The sequence below is a fragment of the Exiguobacterium aurantiacum genome, from assembly GCF_024362205.1.
Classification (GTDB): Bacteria; Bacillota; Bacilli; order Exiguobacteriales; family Exiguobacteriaceae; genus Exiguobacterium; species Exiguobacterium aurantiacum_B.
This window is the reverse complement of the sequence record NZ_CP101462.1, coordinates 839881-856711: the sequence shown is the minus strand read 5'-3', so window position 1 is coordinate 856711 and position 16831 is coordinate 839881. Positions and strand designations below refer to the sequence as shown.

19 protein-coding genes are annotated in these 16831 nt (G+C 54.6%); 6 read left to right on the top strand and 13 right to left on the bottom strand.

What is annotated here, in order from left to right; all coding sequences use genetic code 11:
- Nucleotides 1–8: 8 nt before the first annotated feature.
- From treP to NMQ00_RS04460, 5 genes are all read right to left on the bottom strand, one after another.
- On the bottom strand, nt 9–1457 hold the full coding sequence (gene treP / locus NMQ00_RS04480; protein ID WP_255178117.1) for a PTS system trehalose-specific EIIBC component: 1449 nt from the start codon (nt 1455–1457) through the stop codon (nt 9–11).
- A gap of 202 nt (nt 1458–1659) precedes the next feature.
- Nucleotides 1660–2325 (bottom strand): trehalose operon repressor, encoded by a 666-nt coding sequence (gene treR, locus NMQ00_RS04475; RefSeq protein WP_255178678.1) that lies wholly within the window; start codon nt 2323–2325, stop codon nt 1660–1662.
- Nucleotides 2326–2416: 91 nt separating this feature from the next.
- A complete protein-coding gene (locus NMQ00_RS04470; protein ID WP_255178116.1) occupies nt 2417–3265 on the bottom strand; it encodes a DegV family protein in 849 nt (282 codons plus the stop codon).
- A gap of 97 nt (nt 3266–3362) precedes the next feature.
- Nucleotides 3363–4055, bottom strand: coding sequence for a response regulator transcription factor (locus NMQ00_RS04465; RefSeq protein WP_034778646.1), 693 nt, complete (start codon nt 4053–4055; stop codon nt 3363–3365).
- A 25-nt stretch (nt 4056–4080) separates the two neighbouring features.
- Nucleotides 4081–5205 carry a sensor histidine kinase gene (locus tag NMQ00_RS04460; protein ID WP_200881489.1) on the bottom strand — a complete coding sequence of 375 codons (1125 nt, stop codon included), beginning with the start codon at nt 5203–5205 and terminating at the stop codon, nt 4081–4083.
- Nucleotides 5206–5379: 174 nt separating this feature from the next.
- Between NMQ00_RS04460 and NMQ00_RS04455 the strand changes: the two genes are divergently transcribed.
- Nucleotides 5380–6021 (top strand): YigZ family protein, encoded by a 642-nt coding sequence (locus NMQ00_RS04455; protein ID WP_255178115.1) that lies wholly within the window; start codon nt 5380–5382, stop codon nt 6019–6021.
- 41 nt (nt 6022–6062) lie between these two features.
- Entirely contained in the window at nt 6063–7085 is a 1023-nt protein-coding gene (locus tag NMQ00_RS04450) for an LCP family protein (RefSeq protein ID WP_255178114.1), read from the top strand.
- A 52-nt stretch (nt 7086–7137) separates the two neighbouring features.
- On the opposite strand, the gene NMQ00_RS04445 is transcribed toward NMQ00_RS04450, so the two are convergent.
- The 6 genes from NMQ00_RS04445 to NMQ00_RS04420 form a co-directional block, all read right to left on the bottom strand.
- Nucleotides 7138–8190 carry a glycosyltransferase family 4 protein gene (locus NMQ00_RS04445; RefSeq protein WP_255178113.1) on the bottom strand — a complete coding sequence of 351 codons (1053 nt, stop codon included), beginning with the start codon at nt 8188–8190 and terminating at the stop codon, nt 7138–7140.
- Between the two features lie 125 nt (nt 8191–8315).
- A complete protein-coding gene (locus NMQ00_RS04440) occupies nt 8316–8729 on the bottom strand; it encodes a Rok-like winged helix domain-containing protein (RefSeq protein WP_255178112.1) in 414 nt (137 codons plus the stop codon).
- Nucleotides 8730–8945: 216 nt separating this feature from the next.
- Entirely contained in the window at nt 8946–9611 is a 666-nt protein-coding gene (pgmB, locus tag NMQ00_RS04435; RefSeq protein ID WP_255178111.1) for a beta-phosphoglucomutase, read from the bottom strand.
- A gap of 200 nt (nt 9612–9811) precedes the next feature.
- On the bottom strand, nt 9812–10129 hold the full coding sequence (locus NMQ00_RS04430) for an Asp23/Gls24 family envelope stress response protein (protein ID WP_255178110.1): 318 nt from the start codon (nt 10127–10129) through the stop codon (nt 9812–9814).
- A gap of 91 nt (nt 10130–10220) precedes the next feature.
- On the bottom strand, nt 10221–11276 hold the full coding sequence (locus NMQ00_RS04425; RefSeq protein ID WP_255178109.1) for an acyltransferase family protein: 1056 nt from the start codon (nt 11274–11276) through the stop codon (nt 10221–10223).
- 23 nt (nt 11277–11299) lie between these two features.
- Nucleotides 11300–11854 carry a hypothetical protein gene (locus NMQ00_RS04420; protein ID WP_255178108.1) on the bottom strand — a complete coding sequence of 185 codons (555 nt, stop codon included), beginning with the start codon at nt 11852–11854 and terminating at the stop codon, nt 11300–11302.
- A 252-nt stretch (nt 11855–12106) separates the two neighbouring features.
- Between NMQ00_RS04420 and NMQ00_RS04415 the strand changes: the two genes are divergently transcribed.
- Nucleotides 12107–12595, top strand: a complete 489-nt coding sequence (locus tag NMQ00_RS04415) for a hypothetical protein (protein WP_255178107.1) — start codon at nt 12107–12109, stop codon at nt 12593–12595.
- Here the strand turns inward: NMQ00_RS04415 and NMQ00_RS04410 are convergent.
- Both NMQ00_RS04410 and NMQ00_RS04405 read right to left on the bottom strand, forming a co-directional pair.
- On the bottom strand, nt 12592–13191 hold the full coding sequence (locus NMQ00_RS04410; protein ID WP_255178106.1) for an alpha/beta hydrolase: 600 nt from the start codon (nt 13189–13191) through the stop codon (nt 12592–12594). The two genes, NMQ00_RS04415 and NMQ00_RS04410, sit on opposite strands and share 4 nt — an antisense overlap.
- On the bottom strand, nt 13188–14132 hold the full coding sequence (locus NMQ00_RS04405) for a VOC family protein (protein WP_255178105.1): 945 nt from the start codon (nt 14130–14132) through the stop codon (nt 13188–13190). The genes NMQ00_RS04410 and NMQ00_RS04405 overlap by 4 nt, the downstream gene beginning before the upstream one ends.
- A 117-nt stretch (nt 14133–14249) precedes the next feature.
- On the opposite strand from NMQ00_RS04405, the gene NMQ00_RS04400 reads away from it, so the two are divergent.
- The 3 genes from NMQ00_RS04400 to NMQ00_RS04390 all read left to right on the top strand — a co-directional run bounded on the left by NMQ00_RS04400 (nt 14250) and on the right by NMQ00_RS04390 (nt 16812).
- Nucleotides 14250–15140: an ABC transporter ATP-binding protein gene (locus tag NMQ00_RS04400; RefSeq protein ID WP_255178104.1), complete on the top strand. Its 891-nt coding sequence runs from the start codon at nt 14250–14252 to the stop codon at nt 15138–15140.
- On the top strand, nt 15130–16323 hold the full coding sequence (locus NMQ00_RS04395; protein ID WP_255178103.1) for an ABC transporter permease: 1194 nt from the start codon (nt 15130–15132) through the stop codon (nt 16321–16323). The genes NMQ00_RS04400 and NMQ00_RS04395 overlap by 11 nt, the downstream gene beginning before the upstream one ends.
- Before the next feature lie 63 nt (nt 16324–16386).
- A complete protein-coding gene (locus NMQ00_RS04390) occupies nt 16387–16812 on the top strand; it encodes a hypothetical protein (protein WP_255178102.1) in 426 nt (141 codons plus the stop codon).
- Nucleotides 16813–16831: the final 19 nt, after the last annotated feature.

The window sequence follows — 16831 nt, the reverse complement described above, 5'->3', positions numbered from 1 at the left end:
TCATCTTCTTATGCGACTTTGTTTTCTTCGATTTCGCCTTTTTTCATGTAACGTTTCGACAAGACGAACGTCAAGACGAACGGGACGACGATCGCGATAATCATCCCGACGATGAAGAGCAAGATTTTATCGGTGAAGATGGAAAGGAAGCCTGGTAGACCTCCGACCCCGATCCCGATTGCTTGGACGTCGTTCAAGGTGATGAAGATAGCGGCAATCGCCGACCCGATCATCGCCGAGTAGAACGGGAACTTGTTCGGCAAGTTCACCCCGAACATGGCCGGCTCGGTGATCCCGAAGTAAGCCGAGATGGCTGATGTCGACGCCATACTCTTTTGTTTTGCATTGTGCTTATAGACGAAGAACATGGCAAGTGCAGCCGAGCCTTGAGCGATGTTCGACAAGGCGAGCATCGGCCAGATGAACGTACCGCCCGTTTCCGCGATGAGCTGAAGGTCGATTGCGATGAACAAGTGGTGCATCCCCGTGACGACGAGCGGTGCGTAGAACAGTCCGAACAAGAGCGCACCGACGACCGGTACGACTTCGAACACGTTGACGAGGCTCGTCGCGATGACGTTCCCGATTCCACGTGTGACCGGTCCGACGATCGCGAGCGCGAGGAAACCGGTGACGACGATGGTCGTGATCGGTACGACGAGCAATTGAATCGCGTTCGGGACATGCTTTTTCAAGAACATCTCGATATGGCTCAAAATGAAGGCCGCTGCCAAAATCGGAAGAATCTGACCTTGATAGCCGACTTTCTCGATTTCAAACAAGCCAAGGATGTTGAACGTCGGGACGTCGCCTTCAAGCGCCGCCTGCCCATAACCCCAGGCGTTCAAGAGGTCCGGGTGGACGAGCAAGAGACCCATGACGATCCCGAGCACTTCGCTGCCGCCGAACCGTTTCGTCGCCGACCAACCGACGAGCGCCGGGAGGAAGACGAACGCCGTGTTCGCCATCATATTGATGAGATCCCAAAGTCCTTGCAGGTTCGGGTACGCCTCGATCAGCGTCGCCCCCTCGACGAACAGTCCTTCTGACGCGAGCAAGTTGTTGATCCCCATCAACAGACCGGCGACGATGATGGCCGGGATGATTGGCATGAACACGTCCGAGAACACTTTGACGAGTTTTTGGAGCGGGTTCATCTTCTTACCGCCGGCCGATTTGACCTCGGCGACCGTCGCCGCTTCGAGCCCGGCGAGTTTGATGAATTCGGCGTAGACGCGTTCGACGTCACCGGCTCCGATGACGACTTGATACACACCCGAGTTCTCGAATGCGCCTTTGACGAGATCGGCTTCTTTTACTTTTGCTTCGTTGACGAGCGACTGGTCCTTCAACGAAAGACGGAGTCGCGTGACACAGTGCGCCGCTTTGTCGACGTTATCCTTGCCCCCGATGGCTTCAAGGATATCCGCGGCGATTTGACGATAATCTGCCTTCATATTTGTTGGCCTCCTTTGTTTGAAAGCGTTTTTTGAAAACGGTTACTTATGAGTACAAACAAAGTGTAACTTATATAGACGAGTTCTGTCAACAACTTATCTATATGAGTTAAGAGTGACAAATTCGTGACAGGCGTTCACTATTTTTGTTCCCTCTTGTCCCGATTCAAAACGAAAAAAGACCCCTTCCGAAGAAGGGGCATTAGCGGCGCGCCACGTCGCTGAACTGGAACTTATCGAGCCGGTGGCGGGATTCCGTATATTCGAACTGTCTTCCTTCATACAGGAACGTGTCGTTCGTGATGACGATGACGTACTCGTAATCGTGGAGGTCGAGTCGCAGCCGGTCGAGCTCGGTCACGTCCTCGGCCGCAATCTTCCGCTTGGCGTAACTGATTTGCATCCCGAGCTCGTGCTCGACATAGGCGTAAATCGATTGCGCGGCGATTTCTTCTGTCAGGCCGGGCACGAGGTCTTTGACGAAATAGTTCACGTCCAGGATGACATTCTCCCCGTCGAAGTTTCGGACCCGTTCGATTCGGTACATCCGTGTCCCCGGCTGCAAATTCATTCGCTCGGCGAGCCAAGCCGGTGCCTCGATGTCCTCGAACGAGGCGACCGACGTCTGGATCGAGCGGCCGAGCATGCTGGCGTACACTTCCGAGAAACTGACGATGCCGTTGAACTGGAACTCGATTTGGTCGCGTCGCAGCACGAACACACCTTTCCCGTGATGCTTCCGGACGTAACCGTGCTCTTGGAGCAGGTCGAGCGCTTTCCGGACCGTGCCTCGGCTCGCCTCATACTCGTGCATCAGCTCGGTCTCGGACGGCAACTTCGATTCCGCTGCGTACTCCCCAGTCTTCATCCGCTCGGCGAGGCGCTCATAGATTTGACGATATTTGGCCACAGACTCACTCCTCTCTATCGAAAAAGACGACCAGATGGCCGTCTTTTGTTTACCACTCGCGGCGATACCACGTGATGCCGATCGCACCAGGTCCAAGGTGTGTCCCGATGACCGGTCCGAAATGACCGCCCGTGACATGGGCCTGTGGGAACTTCTGTTTCATCGATGCGATCTCCTCGGCCTGACGGTCCGGGCAGTTGGCGTGGATGATCCCGATACAGTAGCCTGCACCGTCGCCCTTGATCGACTGTTCCATCATCTCTTCGATGCGGCGGACCGCCTTCTTGTACGTCCGAATTTTTTCGAACGGCACGATCAACCGGTCTTGGAAGTGAAGCACCGGCTTGATTTGAAGGAACGATCCGACAAGCGCCTGCGCCGCGCTGAGCCGCCCGCCTCGTTGGAGGTGGTCGAGGTCATCGACGACGAAGTACGCACGAATCAACTCGCGCATCTTTTCAAGGTGAGCCATGATTTCCTGCGCCGACGCGCCGGCGTCACGCAAATGGATTGCCTCTTCGACGAGGAACGCTTGAGGCATACATGAGATTTCCGAGTCGAACGCGTGGACGTTGACGTCGACCATGTCGTTCAAGGCGATCATCGACTGGTACGTACCGCTGATCCCGCTCGAGAGCGTGATGGCGACGACGTCCGTCACCTCGTCCGGGAGACGTTCAATCAATTCGATCGTCTCCCCGATGCTCGGCTGGGATGTCGTCGGCAAGTTCCCTGCCTCGATCCGGTCATAAAAAGCCTCGGTCGTGATGTCGACGGCTTCGCGGAACGACTCCCCGTCAAAGATCACACTGAGCGGGGCGACGTGGACGTCGTGGCGCTCACAAAATTCGGCCGGCAAATAGGCGGTACTGTCGGTCAAAATGGCTATGTTTCCCATGCTATTATATCCTCACTTTACATCGTTTCGTTTTCCAATTGAATGTGGATTCCATTCCATATTGTAGCATAAAAACGATGTATTGCATCGGTCGAGGTCAAATCTCGACCCATCCGCGGCGGATGGCGTCGACGACGGCTTGTGTGCGGTCGTTCACTTCCATCTTGCGGAGCACCGACGAGACGTGGTTCTTGACCGTCTTCTCGCTGATGAACAGCATGTCGCTGATGTCGCGGTTCGAACGACCTTCGGCGAGCAAGTGCAACACTTCGACTTCACGGCGCGACAACAATTGGTAGACCGGGTCATCGGTCCGGTTCTCGACGTTACGGCCGGCCTGTTCGCCTTTGAATTGGAGCAGACGACGGTATTCTTTCAAGACGTTCGTCGTCACTTTCGGATGCAGGTAAGCCCCGTCCTTCGCGACCGAACGCACGGCCGAGATGAGCTCGGTCGAGGCGACTTCCTTGAGCAAGAAGCCCGATGCGCCCGCTTCGAGCGCGTGCGTGATGTATGACTCATCGTCATGGATCGACAGGATGAGGACGCGTGTCTCCGGTGACAGCACCGACAACTGTTTCGTCGCCTCGATCCCGTTCAGTTCAGGCATGTTGATGTCGAGAATCAAGATCTCCGGCTTATGGTCGGCGGCGATGCGAATCGCCTCGGTACCGGTCCGCCCTTCGGCGACGACCGTGAATTCGTCCTCTAAATCAAAGATCCGTTTCAAGCCTTCTCGAAACAGTTCATGGTCATCCACGATTGCGATGCGTGTTTGTAATTGTTCCATCTGGATACTCCCCCTTGTTCTTGTCTTACGTGATTGGAATCGACATGCGGACGACCGTCCCTTTGCCGACTTCCGAATCAATGGTCATGCTTCCGTTCACCAGCTCGATCCGCTCCCGCATCCCCACGATCCCGAACGACTCTTCGCCAATCGTGCTCGGTACGAATCCGACCCCATGGTCTCGTACATGAATATGTATCGCGTCGTGCGCTTGCTCGACATTGACGATGATCTCCGCCGTCTTCGAGTGTTTGATTGCATTTTGGACGGCCTCTTGGACGAGTCGGAACACGTTGATCTCCAGTTTCTCGGGCAACCGGGCCCGAGACCCCCGGTAGTTGAGCCGCGTCTTGATGGTCGTATACTCCTCCGTCTGATGGAGGTACCGTTCGAGCGTCGGCAAGAAGCCGAGGTCGTCAAGCGACATCGGACGCAAGTCATAGATGAGTCGCCGGACGTCGACGAGCGCACCGCGGATGAGGCGTTTGAGCTCGTGCAGTTCGGCGAACGCCTCGTCTTTCCCGCGCTTGTCGAACGTCTTCTCGATCAAATCGGCCCGAATCAAGATGTGAGCAAGCGATTGCGCCGGTCCGTCGTGCATCTCACGGGCGAGGTGGCGCCGCTCACGTTCGGCCGCCTCGAAGACGCTGATCGCCATCTCTTGCTTCTTCATCATGTCGGAGTACTCTTGCTGCAGGTCGTCCCGAAGGAAGTTCAGCACGACGGAGACGCGACTGACGAGTTTGTCGGCCCGTTCGATCGTGTCCTCGAGGACGAGCAGGCGGCGTTCGAGGTCGTTGCGACGCTGTTGGCCGGCCATCTCTTCTTTTTGGATGAGAAAGCGCTCGAGCTGCATTTGGTTGGCGCGTTCGTACGCCTCCCGGATCTCTTGCTCGCTATGTATATGAAACTTCTTGCTCACTTGGACGAGTTTGTTCTTCGCCGCTTTCACGAGCAGGTCGAGCCGTTCCGACTCCTCGATATAAAACTCGATCTTTTGCGTCAACTCTTTCAGTTCGTTTTGAATCAACGAATACTCGTTGGCCGAACTCTCGGTAATCCGGACAATCTCCTCTTTACTTTCCGTCACCGTATCAATCATATTTGTTATGATATGTTCTAAAGCTGTACGATCGGTAATATGATTCACGATGCCATCCCCTAATAATTCGGTAGTAAGTCTTCATCTATTCCTATTATCGACTGCGGAACGTTCGTTTACAGTAAAAAATGGAGGCTCTCCTTCCCATTCGCCGCATCAGGCGTTGACGCCTACTTGAATTCTAAAAAAAATATTCAAAAATAGAAAGGAGAATTTTCAGAAATGTCTGCTGAACAAAATTATACTATAAAACAAGACGGAGAATACGAGGTCGTCATTCAAAAATCAAAATTTATCGCCCACTTCAAACGGGTCACGTCCGAGGAAGAGGCGCAGGCGTTCATCCAAGCTATCAAAAAGGCCCATTGGAGCGCCAACCATAACTGCTCGGCCTATATCATCGGCGCGCGCAACGAGTTCCAAAAAGCGAACGATGACGGTGAACCGAGCGGGACGGCCGGGCTGCCGATGCTCGAGGTGCTCCGGAAACGCGAGTTGAAAGATACGGTCGTCGTCGTCACCCGTTACTTCGGCGGCATCAAGCTCGGTGGCGGCGGATTGATTCGCGCTTACGGCGGCACGGTGAGCGAAGGGCTCGACGCGGTCGGCATCGTCGAACGCATCCCGATGCAACGGTTGACGCTCACCGTCGACTACGGTTGGATCGGCAAGGTCGAGAACGAATTGCGACAATCATCGTACCTCCTCGATGACATCGTTTACGCCGACACCGTCACGTTCCACATTTCGGTACCGGTCGAAGAGACCGAGGCCGCGATGGCCTGGCTCGTCGATTTGACGAACGGTCAAGGGGGACTCGAGACCCAGGACCAGCGCATCATCGAACGTGATTTTGTGCGGTAGGTCACGTATACTAAAGGAAACGAATGAAATGAGGAGACGACATGGAACAAGACTCCCGCAAGAAACGTCCCGTGTGGAAGATCGTCCTGCTCGTGCTCGGCCTCGTCCTATTAATCGGCGGGTCGGCCTTCGGCTACTTCGTCTTCAAGGCGAACGAGACGGCGGAGAACACGAACAGCGAGCTGACACGCGGCGACAAGTCGGACCGTCGCGAAGAGACGGTCGACCTGACGAAAGATCACTTCTCCGTCTTGCTCGCCGGCGTCGATGGCGGCGCCTCGCTCGAAGAAGGACGGACCGACTCGCTCATGGTGGCGACGTTCAACAAGGAATCGCGCCAAGTGACACTCGTCAGCATCCCGCGTGACTCATACGTCGATATCGTCACGGATGGCAGCGAGTTCAAGGACAAGATCAACCATGCGTATGCCTACGGCGGTATCGACACGACGATCGCGACGGTCGAGAAGCTGTTCGACATCCCCATCGACTACTACGCGACAATCAACTTTGACGGCATCGAGGATCTCGTCGATGCGGTCGGCGGTGTCGAGGTCGATGTGCTCGTCCCAATCTCGGGCCGGGCGACCGGTAACGTCGAACTTGAACCAGGCGTCCAGACGTTAAACGGCAAAGAAGCGCTCGCCTACGCGCGCATGCGCAAAGACGATCCCGAGGGTGACGTCGGGCGCGCGAAACGTCAACAGCAAGTACTCGAGGCCATCATCAACGAGGCGACGACGATCAATTCGTTCACGAAGCTCAACCGGATCATGAATGCGGTCGGCGATAACATCCGAACGAACATGTCGCTCGCTGAGGCGTCACAGTTGCAGCCGTATACGAAGTCGCTCCGCTCGTTCAACCAGGAGACGCTCGCAGGCGGCGATTTGACGATCGGTGGCGTCTACTATTACGAGCTCGACCCGGCCGATTTGAGCGAGAAACGATCGCTCTTGAAGACCGAGCTCGGCCTGCCGGTGACGGCGGAGGACTCCGAGACGGAGACGGATAATGGCTTGATGGACACCGAAGAGGGGTTCAGCGAGACGACGACGTACTGACGACCAAAAAACGACCGAGGACACGCGTCCCCGGTCGTTTTTATATGTCTGATCATGTCTTCGGCCGGCCGAGCAGACGCCTAGACGTCTGGATGATCGGCTTATAGTTCGGGTGAATCAATTCGGTCGATTCGACGATCAGCTCGATGACGATGAGCACGATGACGAACGTGATGATCGCTCCGAGCATCGTCGTCTTCGCGAACAGAATCGAGGCGATACCGAAGAAGAACGTCATCCCGTACATGAGCAGAACGGCCTGCCGCGTCGTGAAGCCCATGTCAATCAACTGGTGATGCATGTGCGACTTATCGGGCGACATCGGCGGACGCCCTTGGACGAGCCGGCGGACGATCGCGAAGATCGTGTCCGAGATTGGCAGTCCGAGCAAGAGCACCGGCACGACGAGCGAGAACAGCGTTACGTTCTTGAACCCGATCAAGGAGAACACGGCGAGCATATAGCCGAGGAAGAGCGCCCCCGTGTCCCCCATGAAGATCTTCGCCGGATAGAAGTTATGGACGAGAAAACCGAGCGTGCTCGCGAGGAGCAACAACGCCATCATCGTCAAATAGACGTTGCCTTGGATGATGGCGAGCAAGGCGATCGTTCCGAGGGCGATGCTCGAGACGCCTGCGGCGAGACCGTCGAGACCGTCGATCAAATTGATCGCGTTCGTGATCCCGATCAACCAAAGCACCGTCACCGGGATGCTCCACGACCCGAGATAAAGCTGCTGGTCGAACGGAAGGTTAATCAATTCGATGCGCATGCCTGCATTCAAGACGATGACCGTCGCGATCATCTGTCCCATCAGCTTGACGCGGGCCGTCAACTGGAACCGGTCATCAATGAGACCCGTCAAGAGGATGACGACCGCCCCGATTAAGATGGCATCGTTATATCGACTCGTCGGCAGCAACAGGGCGTAGCCGATGAAAAAAGCGATGAAGATGGCGAGGCCGCCGATCCGTGGCATCGTCCGTAAATGTACTTTTCGGGCGTTCGGGTGATCGACCGCTCCGATCAGAAAAGCAAATCGGCGAACGAGCGGCGTGATCAAGATGGCCATCACAAAACTGACCAACATGGCAATCCATAACATGGGCCAACGTTCCTCTCTCATAAAAAAATAGACTCTGGCGAATTATAGCATATTTCCCGTGAGGCGAGACGTATCAGAAATGTTACAACCAAAAAACCCGACGAGGTCGTCTCGTCGGGTCACGTTCAGGCGTGGGCCGGATGTGTCGCCACTTCATCCGTTGCCTCGTATGTATACAAGCCGCGGCCAATCTTTTTGATATCAGGATTGACCGATTCGATTTTCACCATCAATTGGTAAATATTACTAATATGATGTCGGTAGCGCAATTCGAGCTCCATCTGGATGTCTCGCACGCTCATCGTCTTCCGCTCCTTCAACAGGTCTGTTACCTGATGGACGTAGACCTCGAGCGGATAGCGTTGATTGACGCGACGTGGACGCATTCGTTTCGCCGGATCGAGGAGTGATTCCTCTTCGCGCTTGTTCCGGTTTAACTCCGAAATCAAGTACTCCGCCCGACGCTGCAACTGACGATACGACTCTTCGATTTCCATCAGTTCCCGATAAATATTTTCATTGACGCCCGTAGATTCCATACACAAATCCTCCTCTACACCTAATTGATGTTCCCCATTACCCAAATTCATCAATTATTGCCAGTTATTACTTGTCCCACATAAAAGTGTAACGGTTTTGTAATGTACTTGTCATCTACTTTTAGGCATTCCTATCTATTTTAGGCCTTTTGGACCAACAAAAAAGATGACGACTGTTCGGGGCAGTCGTCATCTCACGGAAGATGATCGTAGTCTTTACTCGCCGACGCGTTCGAGGATGCGTGCGAGCGAGAGTTCGTCGGTCGAAGCGACGATGAGGTCTGCATGACCAAGCATCGATTCTTCCCCGACGGCGACAGCAAACATGTTTGCCGCTTTGATTGCAGTTACGCCTGCGGCTGCGTCTTCAACGCCGATGGCATGTTCGGGTTTCACGCCAAGGGCAGAGGCAGCCTTCAAAAACACTTCGGGATGTGGTTTCGATTCGGCGACAGTTGCTGCATCGACAATGTGATCGAAGTAATGACGGACACCAAGTGCGTCTACAACCGCGAATGCGTTTTTAGAAGCCGATGCCATTCCGATTTTGAGACCAGCCTCTTTGATTTCATCGAGGAATGAAATGATGCCCGGCAACAAATCGGCTGAAGAGATGTGCTGAATGAGTTCAACGTAATGCTCGTTCTTCTTCTGTGCGAGTTCCGCTTTCTCATCCGGTGTGAAATCGTCCTGTCTCCCACCGAGCGCGAGGATGCGCTCGAGCGAGTCCGTCCGACTCACGCCTTTCAGCGTCTCATTGAACTCACGGTCAAACGGAATATCGAGCTCTTCTCCAAGTTGTTTCCAAGCGAGGTAATGGTACTCCGCAGTGTCAGTGATGACACCGTCCAAATCAAAAATGACTGCTTCAATCGTCGACATACATGCTTTCCGCCTTTCCTTCTAATGTTTCTGTCGTCAGACTACATTAAGGGAACTTGACAAGTACCCGTTGCACGATTGGTCATTGATGCAAACGGTTGCACTTGTTCGATTTCTATTATAAATGAAAAAGCCATCATCATGCAACCGCTTTCGCAAAAAAATAAAAAAGTAGGAGAAGCATGCGCCTCTCCCACTGCTCATAACTGGATGCCGACGACTTTCACGTTCACCGAGAGCGGTGTCATCGCGAGCATCGTGTCCATGTCTTGCGTGATGCGTTCCTGCACGGCCGTCACTGTCTTAACGATCGACTGACCGTAGGCGATGTAGAGCGACAAGTTGATCGTGACGCCTTCTGACGACTCGTCGACTTTGACGTGCTTCATGAGCGCGCGCTCCGACAATTTCGTATCTTCTTGCGTGAACGACACATATTTCGTCTCTTTGACCGCGACAGCGGCAATCATTTCGACGACGTGACGTGAGACGTTGACGTCTCCTTCTGTGCTATGCATTCCATTTTCGTATGGCATGGTGTCACTTCCTTAACTCTAGTTTCGCTTCCCTTTATAAAGTGTAGCGGAAAAACGCCATTTAGAAAAGGGTTTACGGTTTTGCGTCCTTCACATCTTGGACCCGGCGGACGTCGATCTCGACGAGCGGCTTCAATAGCTTGACGACCGGCGGGCTGATAATCACCAGGACGATCAAGAAGGCGACGCCGAACAAGACGAGCAACTGGAGCCACGACGTCGGCATGAAACCGGCCGGCACGAACGCCTTCCAGGCGACGACGAGGAAGACGTGCACCAAATAAATGTAGAGACTATATTTCCCGGCCCGGGTGATGACCGGCAGCTCGCGACCCGGAATGATGAGCGCAAAACTGATCGCCATGAGGATCGACACCGTGTAGACGATCAAGAAGGCGAACGGCCCGCTCCAGATGGCCTCCGGCACCGCCGTCTCATAGGCGAACCGGAACTTGAACAAGTTGCCGATATGATAGAACGCGCTCTCGCTTTGAAAACTCATCGAGGCGAGCAGCCCGAGCGTGAGCGTCGTGAAGACGGCGAAGCCACCCATTCGATACCGGTTCCGTTGCTCGGCCCGCTTCGGCAACTCGAAGAAGTTCATCGTGTTCCGTTCGCTCATCCAGTTCCCGATCAAGAAGAACGGATAGAACATGATGACTTTCCGGAGCGCGAAAAAACCGGTCGACTCGGCCTGGAAGCCGAATAAGAGCGCGAAGAGGAGCGCGTACAGCACGTATCCTTTCAACTGGGTCACGTATGGGGTGATGACGTACCAAACGATGATCGCCATCAAATACCAAAGCGCCCAATACGGCGTCAAGATGTTCAGCCCCGGGTTCTCGAGCGACAAGAGCGGGATGCCCTCGGTGAAGGCGAACCAGGAACCGAGAATGACCTGCCAGATGATGTAGACGACGAACAACTGGATGACGCGCAAATAGCGGTTCTCCCAGAAGAAGTAACCGCTCAACATGATGAATAACGGCATGTGGAACGTGTATAAGAACAAATAGACCCATTTCGGCAAGATGTCGTCATAAGCGCCGCGCACATCGGTCAGCAAGTGACCGAAGACGACGAGCAAGACGAGCACGCCTTTAATATTATCGTACCAATGATTTCGCATGATATTCCCTCAAGTTCTATAAATCAATATTGTTGTTTCGCCAATTCTTTTTGACGATTCCAAAAGGCAATCGTTTCTTTCTTCCGTTCAATCGGAAACTCCTCGAGCATCTCCCCCACTTCGCCTTCGAGTGGCAACAGCAATCCGGGGTTTTCCTGAACGCACCGCATAATCTTTTCAAACTGCGTAAAGAACACCTCGAGTTCGCGAGGAGCCTGCGTTTCGAGCAGCTGTCCAACTTCCGCGACATATCCGCCAAAATAAGTGAGATAGAAGATGCGCACCCGTTCCGTGAGCACCGGATCCGTGAAGCGTTCTGCTTCTTTGACGATGGCCGCCCCTTCACGCAACATATTAAAGTTCATCAAAAAACGATTCGTTCCCTTGTCCCCTAGTCGGACAATCTCTTTGATGAGCCGAAGCATCTCTTCAGCTTCGAAGCCTTCGCTGAAATAACGGTTCAACGTCGTCTTCACGTCTGCGTGTTGTTTATACAACCCGACGATGAGCTCAATCAACTCGTTTTGGTCGAATTGCTTGAGCTCGGCCCGCAACTCGCTTACTTTCATCTTCTTCATCCAATTCCCTCGCTTCAATTTTTGCCCCATTCATCATAGCTGATTTTTTGACCTGATGAAATTACGTTTCCACAAAAAAATGATGACGTCACTGTCATCATTCCCCGGATTTACATTCCGCAAGCCGAAACGTCAAGAAATCTTCAACCGACTGCAGGTTTCAAGCGTATTCAAATAGACGAGAGTGGGTACAGTATAGTATAGTAGTCTTACCAAATAATCAGAATATTCTAACAAAAGGAGGTGTGGAGAATGGCTTCCGTCATTCGTAATCGTCACCATATGGTACATGACCCGAAACGTTCATTCTCTAACTTCGGATTTTGGTGGTTCACCGGCGCCTTTTCCGTCGGACTGCTCATCGTCGCCTTCGAACCAATCCGGGAACGATTTACCGCCATCCATCCGATTCTATCTGTCCTGTCGTTCGTGTTCATCTCGTTCCTCGTCGGCGTCGCCATGAAACTCGCGCGTGACGTCTGGTGGCTCAACTACTTGCTTGAACGCACGTCGAACCGGTATATGTACATCGGGGCGGATACGCTCCGTAGCTGGCAGTACACCCTCGACTCCATCTGGTTATTGACCCGCACGTCACAAAAAAAGCTCGGCCGATTGTATATCCAAATCGACCGAACCGTCCGTTCTGAAGAGGCGAAACGTCTGTTCGCCGCCTATTTGATTGATCGCGGTGTGCTCGTCGTCTACTCGAGACCATCGAAACCGAAGAAGATGGCTTAACCGAGGAACGGTGTCAACCAGGCCCGGGCCGCCTCGACTTCTTCCATGCGTAGCTCGTGCCCGCCTCCGTGATAGAAGAGTTCAACGTCCGCTCCGGCACCCCGTAGCGTCGACGTGAGCTCTTCTGTTTCTGTTTTCGGGCAAATCGGGTCACGCTCCCCGGCCGAGATGAACACGTTCGCCCCCGTGAGGTCTGGCAACGTGAGCGAGCGGTCGGGCACCATCGGGTGGAACAAGAGCGAGGCGTGGAACGCTTGCTTCCGATAAAGCGCCGAACCGATCAAGTTGGCCCCGTTCGAATAGCCGAGCGGGATCATCTTGTCACGGTCGATGCCGTACTCTGTCGAGGCATCATCCAAGAACGTCAAGAACCGTTCCGTCTGCCTCTTCAAGTCCTCGAGGTCGAGGACGCCTTCCGCGTGACGACGGAAGAAGCGGGACATACCGTTCTCGAGCACGTCCCCCCGGAGCGTCAAAATGTTCACTTCAGGGGCGAGTTCGCGGGCGAGCGGAATCAAATCCTGCTCCGTCCCTCCTGTCCCGTGCAATAAAACGAGTGTCGTCTCGGTCGTGCCTTTAATGAATTGATGAATCATGTCATGTCTCCTCTCGGGATTGTAATCGTCGGTAACGTGCGGGTGATCGCCTCCCGATCCTGTTCGAACCAGGCCGGGAGCTTGAGTGTCGAGCCGAGGCCCTCCAAACTCTCATCGATCAAAAAGCCAGGGGCATCGGTCGCCAGTTCATGGAGAATCCGGCCGCCGTCATGGAAATAGACCGAGCGGAAATAATGACGCTCTTTCACTTCGGTCGGACGCATCCCGAGCTCGAAGATGGCATCTTGCCACGAGGCATAGTCTTCCCCGTCATTGATGCGCCAGGCGATATGATGGACCGTCCCCGAACCGGGAACCCCGTTCGGCAGGATGGTCTTTTTCACGTCGATGACGTTGCCATAGTCGGCCGTCGCCTCGAGGCGAATCCATTCTGAATCTTCCCCTACCGTCTCAAAGCCAAACAGTCCCGTCAACAGGCGGACCGTCGCCTCCGGGTCTTTCGACAACAGCGTCGCCCCGGCAAAGCCGGTGATCGCCTCACGTACTGTCACGCCCGGCACGACCCAATTGGTCTGTTTCGAACTCGCCCGGGCGACGAGCTCGATGACGAGTCCGTCCGGGTCTTCAAACAAGAGCGACGGCTCGCCGAAGCGTTCGGTCGCGACCGTGCCGACGCCATTGTCGTTCAATCGTTTCTCCCAGAACAAGAGGCTGCCTTCCGGGACGAGATAGGCCGTGACCCCGACCTGCCCGCTACCGACGCTACCCTTGCCGATCCCTGGAATCGGGAAAAACGTGATGACCGTCCCTGGTGACCCTTGCTCATCCCCGAAATAGAAGTGATACGTACCCGGGTCGTCGAAGTTGACCGTCTGTTTGACGAACCGGAGTCCGAGGACATTCCCGTAAAAATCTAATGTACGTTGTGGGTCTTTCACCATCGCCGAGATGTGATGGATACCCGCTGATTGCTTCGTCATGTCATGTCCTCCTTTTCATTATCTTGATTTCAAGATAAATCATTTTCGAAGAAATGTGAAACTTTTTGCTCAACATGGCGTACGCTACTAGTAGACACCTATAAGGAGGTACATACTATGACGTTACAAATCGAACGTGTCTCGAAACAGTTCGGCGACTTCACGGCCGTCGACGATTTGAGCTTTCATGTCCCGAAAGGCGAGATGTTCGGGCTGCTCGGGGCGAACGGCGCCGGGAAGACGACGACGTTCCGCATGATCCTAGACATCCTCAAACCGAGTGCCGGGACGATTACGTGGGACGGCCGCAACGTCGACCACCGCATCGTCGGCTATCTGCCGGAAGAGCGGGGCCTGTATCCGAAATCACCCGTCCGTGACCAGCTCGTCTTCTTGGCGAGCCTGAAAGGCATGCGTCAGGCCGAGGCGAAACGGGCCGTCAAAACGTGGCTCGAACGGCTCGAAATCCCGCAGTATGAGACGATGCGCGTCGAACAACTGTCCAAAGGGAACCAACAGAAGATTCAACTCGTGGCCGCCCTGCTCCACAATCCGGAACTGCTCATCCTCGATGAGCCGTTCAGCGGACTTGACCCCGTCAACGTTGAGATCTTGAAACGCGAAGTGCTCGCCCTCCGTGACGCCGGGACGACGATCGTCTTCTCGAGCCATCGGATGGAGCACGTCGAGGAATTGTGCCAGCATATCGGCATTTTGAAAGGTGGACGCGCCGTCGTCAGCGGCGACGTCCCGACGATCAAGACTCGTTACGAGGAGCCGGTGCTCTTCATCGAGACGGACCGGCCTGACGTGCTCCAAGCCCTCCCGGTCGTCCGGGCGATCGAACCGCATAAGGACGGCCACTTCGTCCGGCTCGACTCGTTCGCTGACAGTGATGCGGTGCTCGGCGCCCTCGTGACGAACGGCGCCGCCGTCAAGACGTTCATGCGCCAACCTGTTTCATTAAACGACATCTTCATCAAGGAGGTCGGCCAACATGTTTCATAACTTCGGACCACTCTACTCGTTCACGCTACGCTCGAAATTGCGCTCGAAGGCGTTCCTCATCTCGACGCTGTTGACGATTTTGTTCATTTTCGGTTTCACGAACATCGACCGTCTGCTCGCGAACTTCGAGGATACCGATCAAGCCCAAGCTATCCTCGTCACCGATAACAATGAACTGACGACGCTCATGCAGTCGCTTGGTTATGAAGACATCCAATCGGCGTCCATCACCGAGTCCGAGGCACGTGAAGGGCTCGACAACGGAGACTATGAGATCGTCGCCTTCATCGAGGCGGATTCGGCCCGCGTGCTCTCGGAACGGCCGGAACCGGACTTCACGACGGTCCTCCAGACGGCGCTCCGTGAAATTCGGAACGCCGAGCTAATCGAGGCGTCGAACATCGACCCGACCGTCCTCGCGGCGTTGAATGAGCCCGTCACGGTCGAGGAGTCGTATCTCGGACGCGGCGGGGAAAACTCGGACGAGCTGTTCTCATCGTTCGCGTTCGTCTACGTCATGCTCATGTTGCTCTACGTCTCGATCATCACGTACGGGTCGATGATCTCGACCGAGGTCACGACCGAGAAATCGTCGCGCGTCATGGAGCTCATCATCTCGACGACGCACCCGGTGACGCATATGCTCGCCAAAATCTCGGCCATCGGGACGCTCGCCCTGCTCCAAATCGCGATTTTCCTCGGCTTCGGCTACTTCAGCGCCCGCAGTAACGAGATGGCCCAGTCAGTCATCGACAACGCAGGCAACGTCCGGGCCGTCGTCTACTTGTTGACGTTCTTCACGCTCGGTTATCTGCTTTATGCGGCCATGTTCGCCGTTCTCGGTTCGCTCGTCAGCCGGGTCGAAGAGTCACAACAGATGACGATGCCGGTCATCATGCTGCTCGTCGCTGGGTTCCTCGCCGCTATGTTCGGCTTGAACAACCCGGAGGCACCGATCGTCACGATTTTGTCGTACGTACCGTTCTTCACGCCGATGCTCATGTTCCTCCGCGTCATGCTCGTCGACGTGCCGGTATGGGAAGTCGCCTTGTCGATCGGCATCATGATCGCCACGATTGGTGTGATTTTGTGGGTCGGCTCGAAATTTTATCGCGGCGGCGTCTTATTCTACGGCAACAACGCGATTAAACAATGGCGACAAATATTACAGAATCGACAATAACGTTTACAGCATTTTCGTTTTCGTATACTCTAAAGAATGTGCAAAATGAGGAGGAAACGAACAATGCGATCACGATTACTCGCAGCTTTAATCTTTACTTTCATGACGACGCTCACGACGTTCATCTGTTATACCGTCTTCTTGGACGCCGATGCGCTGTGGCAAATCTTGCTCGCATACGCGGGAAGCACGTTCCTCGGGACGCTCGCTTTTTGGTATCCGGTCAGCCGACGCCCGGAGACATCGCGGTTCGGCGGCGCATGGATCGGCATCTTGATCACGGCGACGACGCTCATCGGATTCACAGTGATCCGTTTCACTATCCGAGGTGACGCCGCGTCCTTACTCGACTGGCAGACAGTGCTCGCAAGCCTCGCCTACACGTTCGGTTACGTCGGTTGGGTGCTCACGATTCTCAACATCGTGCTCGGCTTCCTGCTTGCCGGTACACGACCGAAAGTGCGCTACGACGCGCGCATGGCGCGCTGAACGACAGAACGGCCACCCA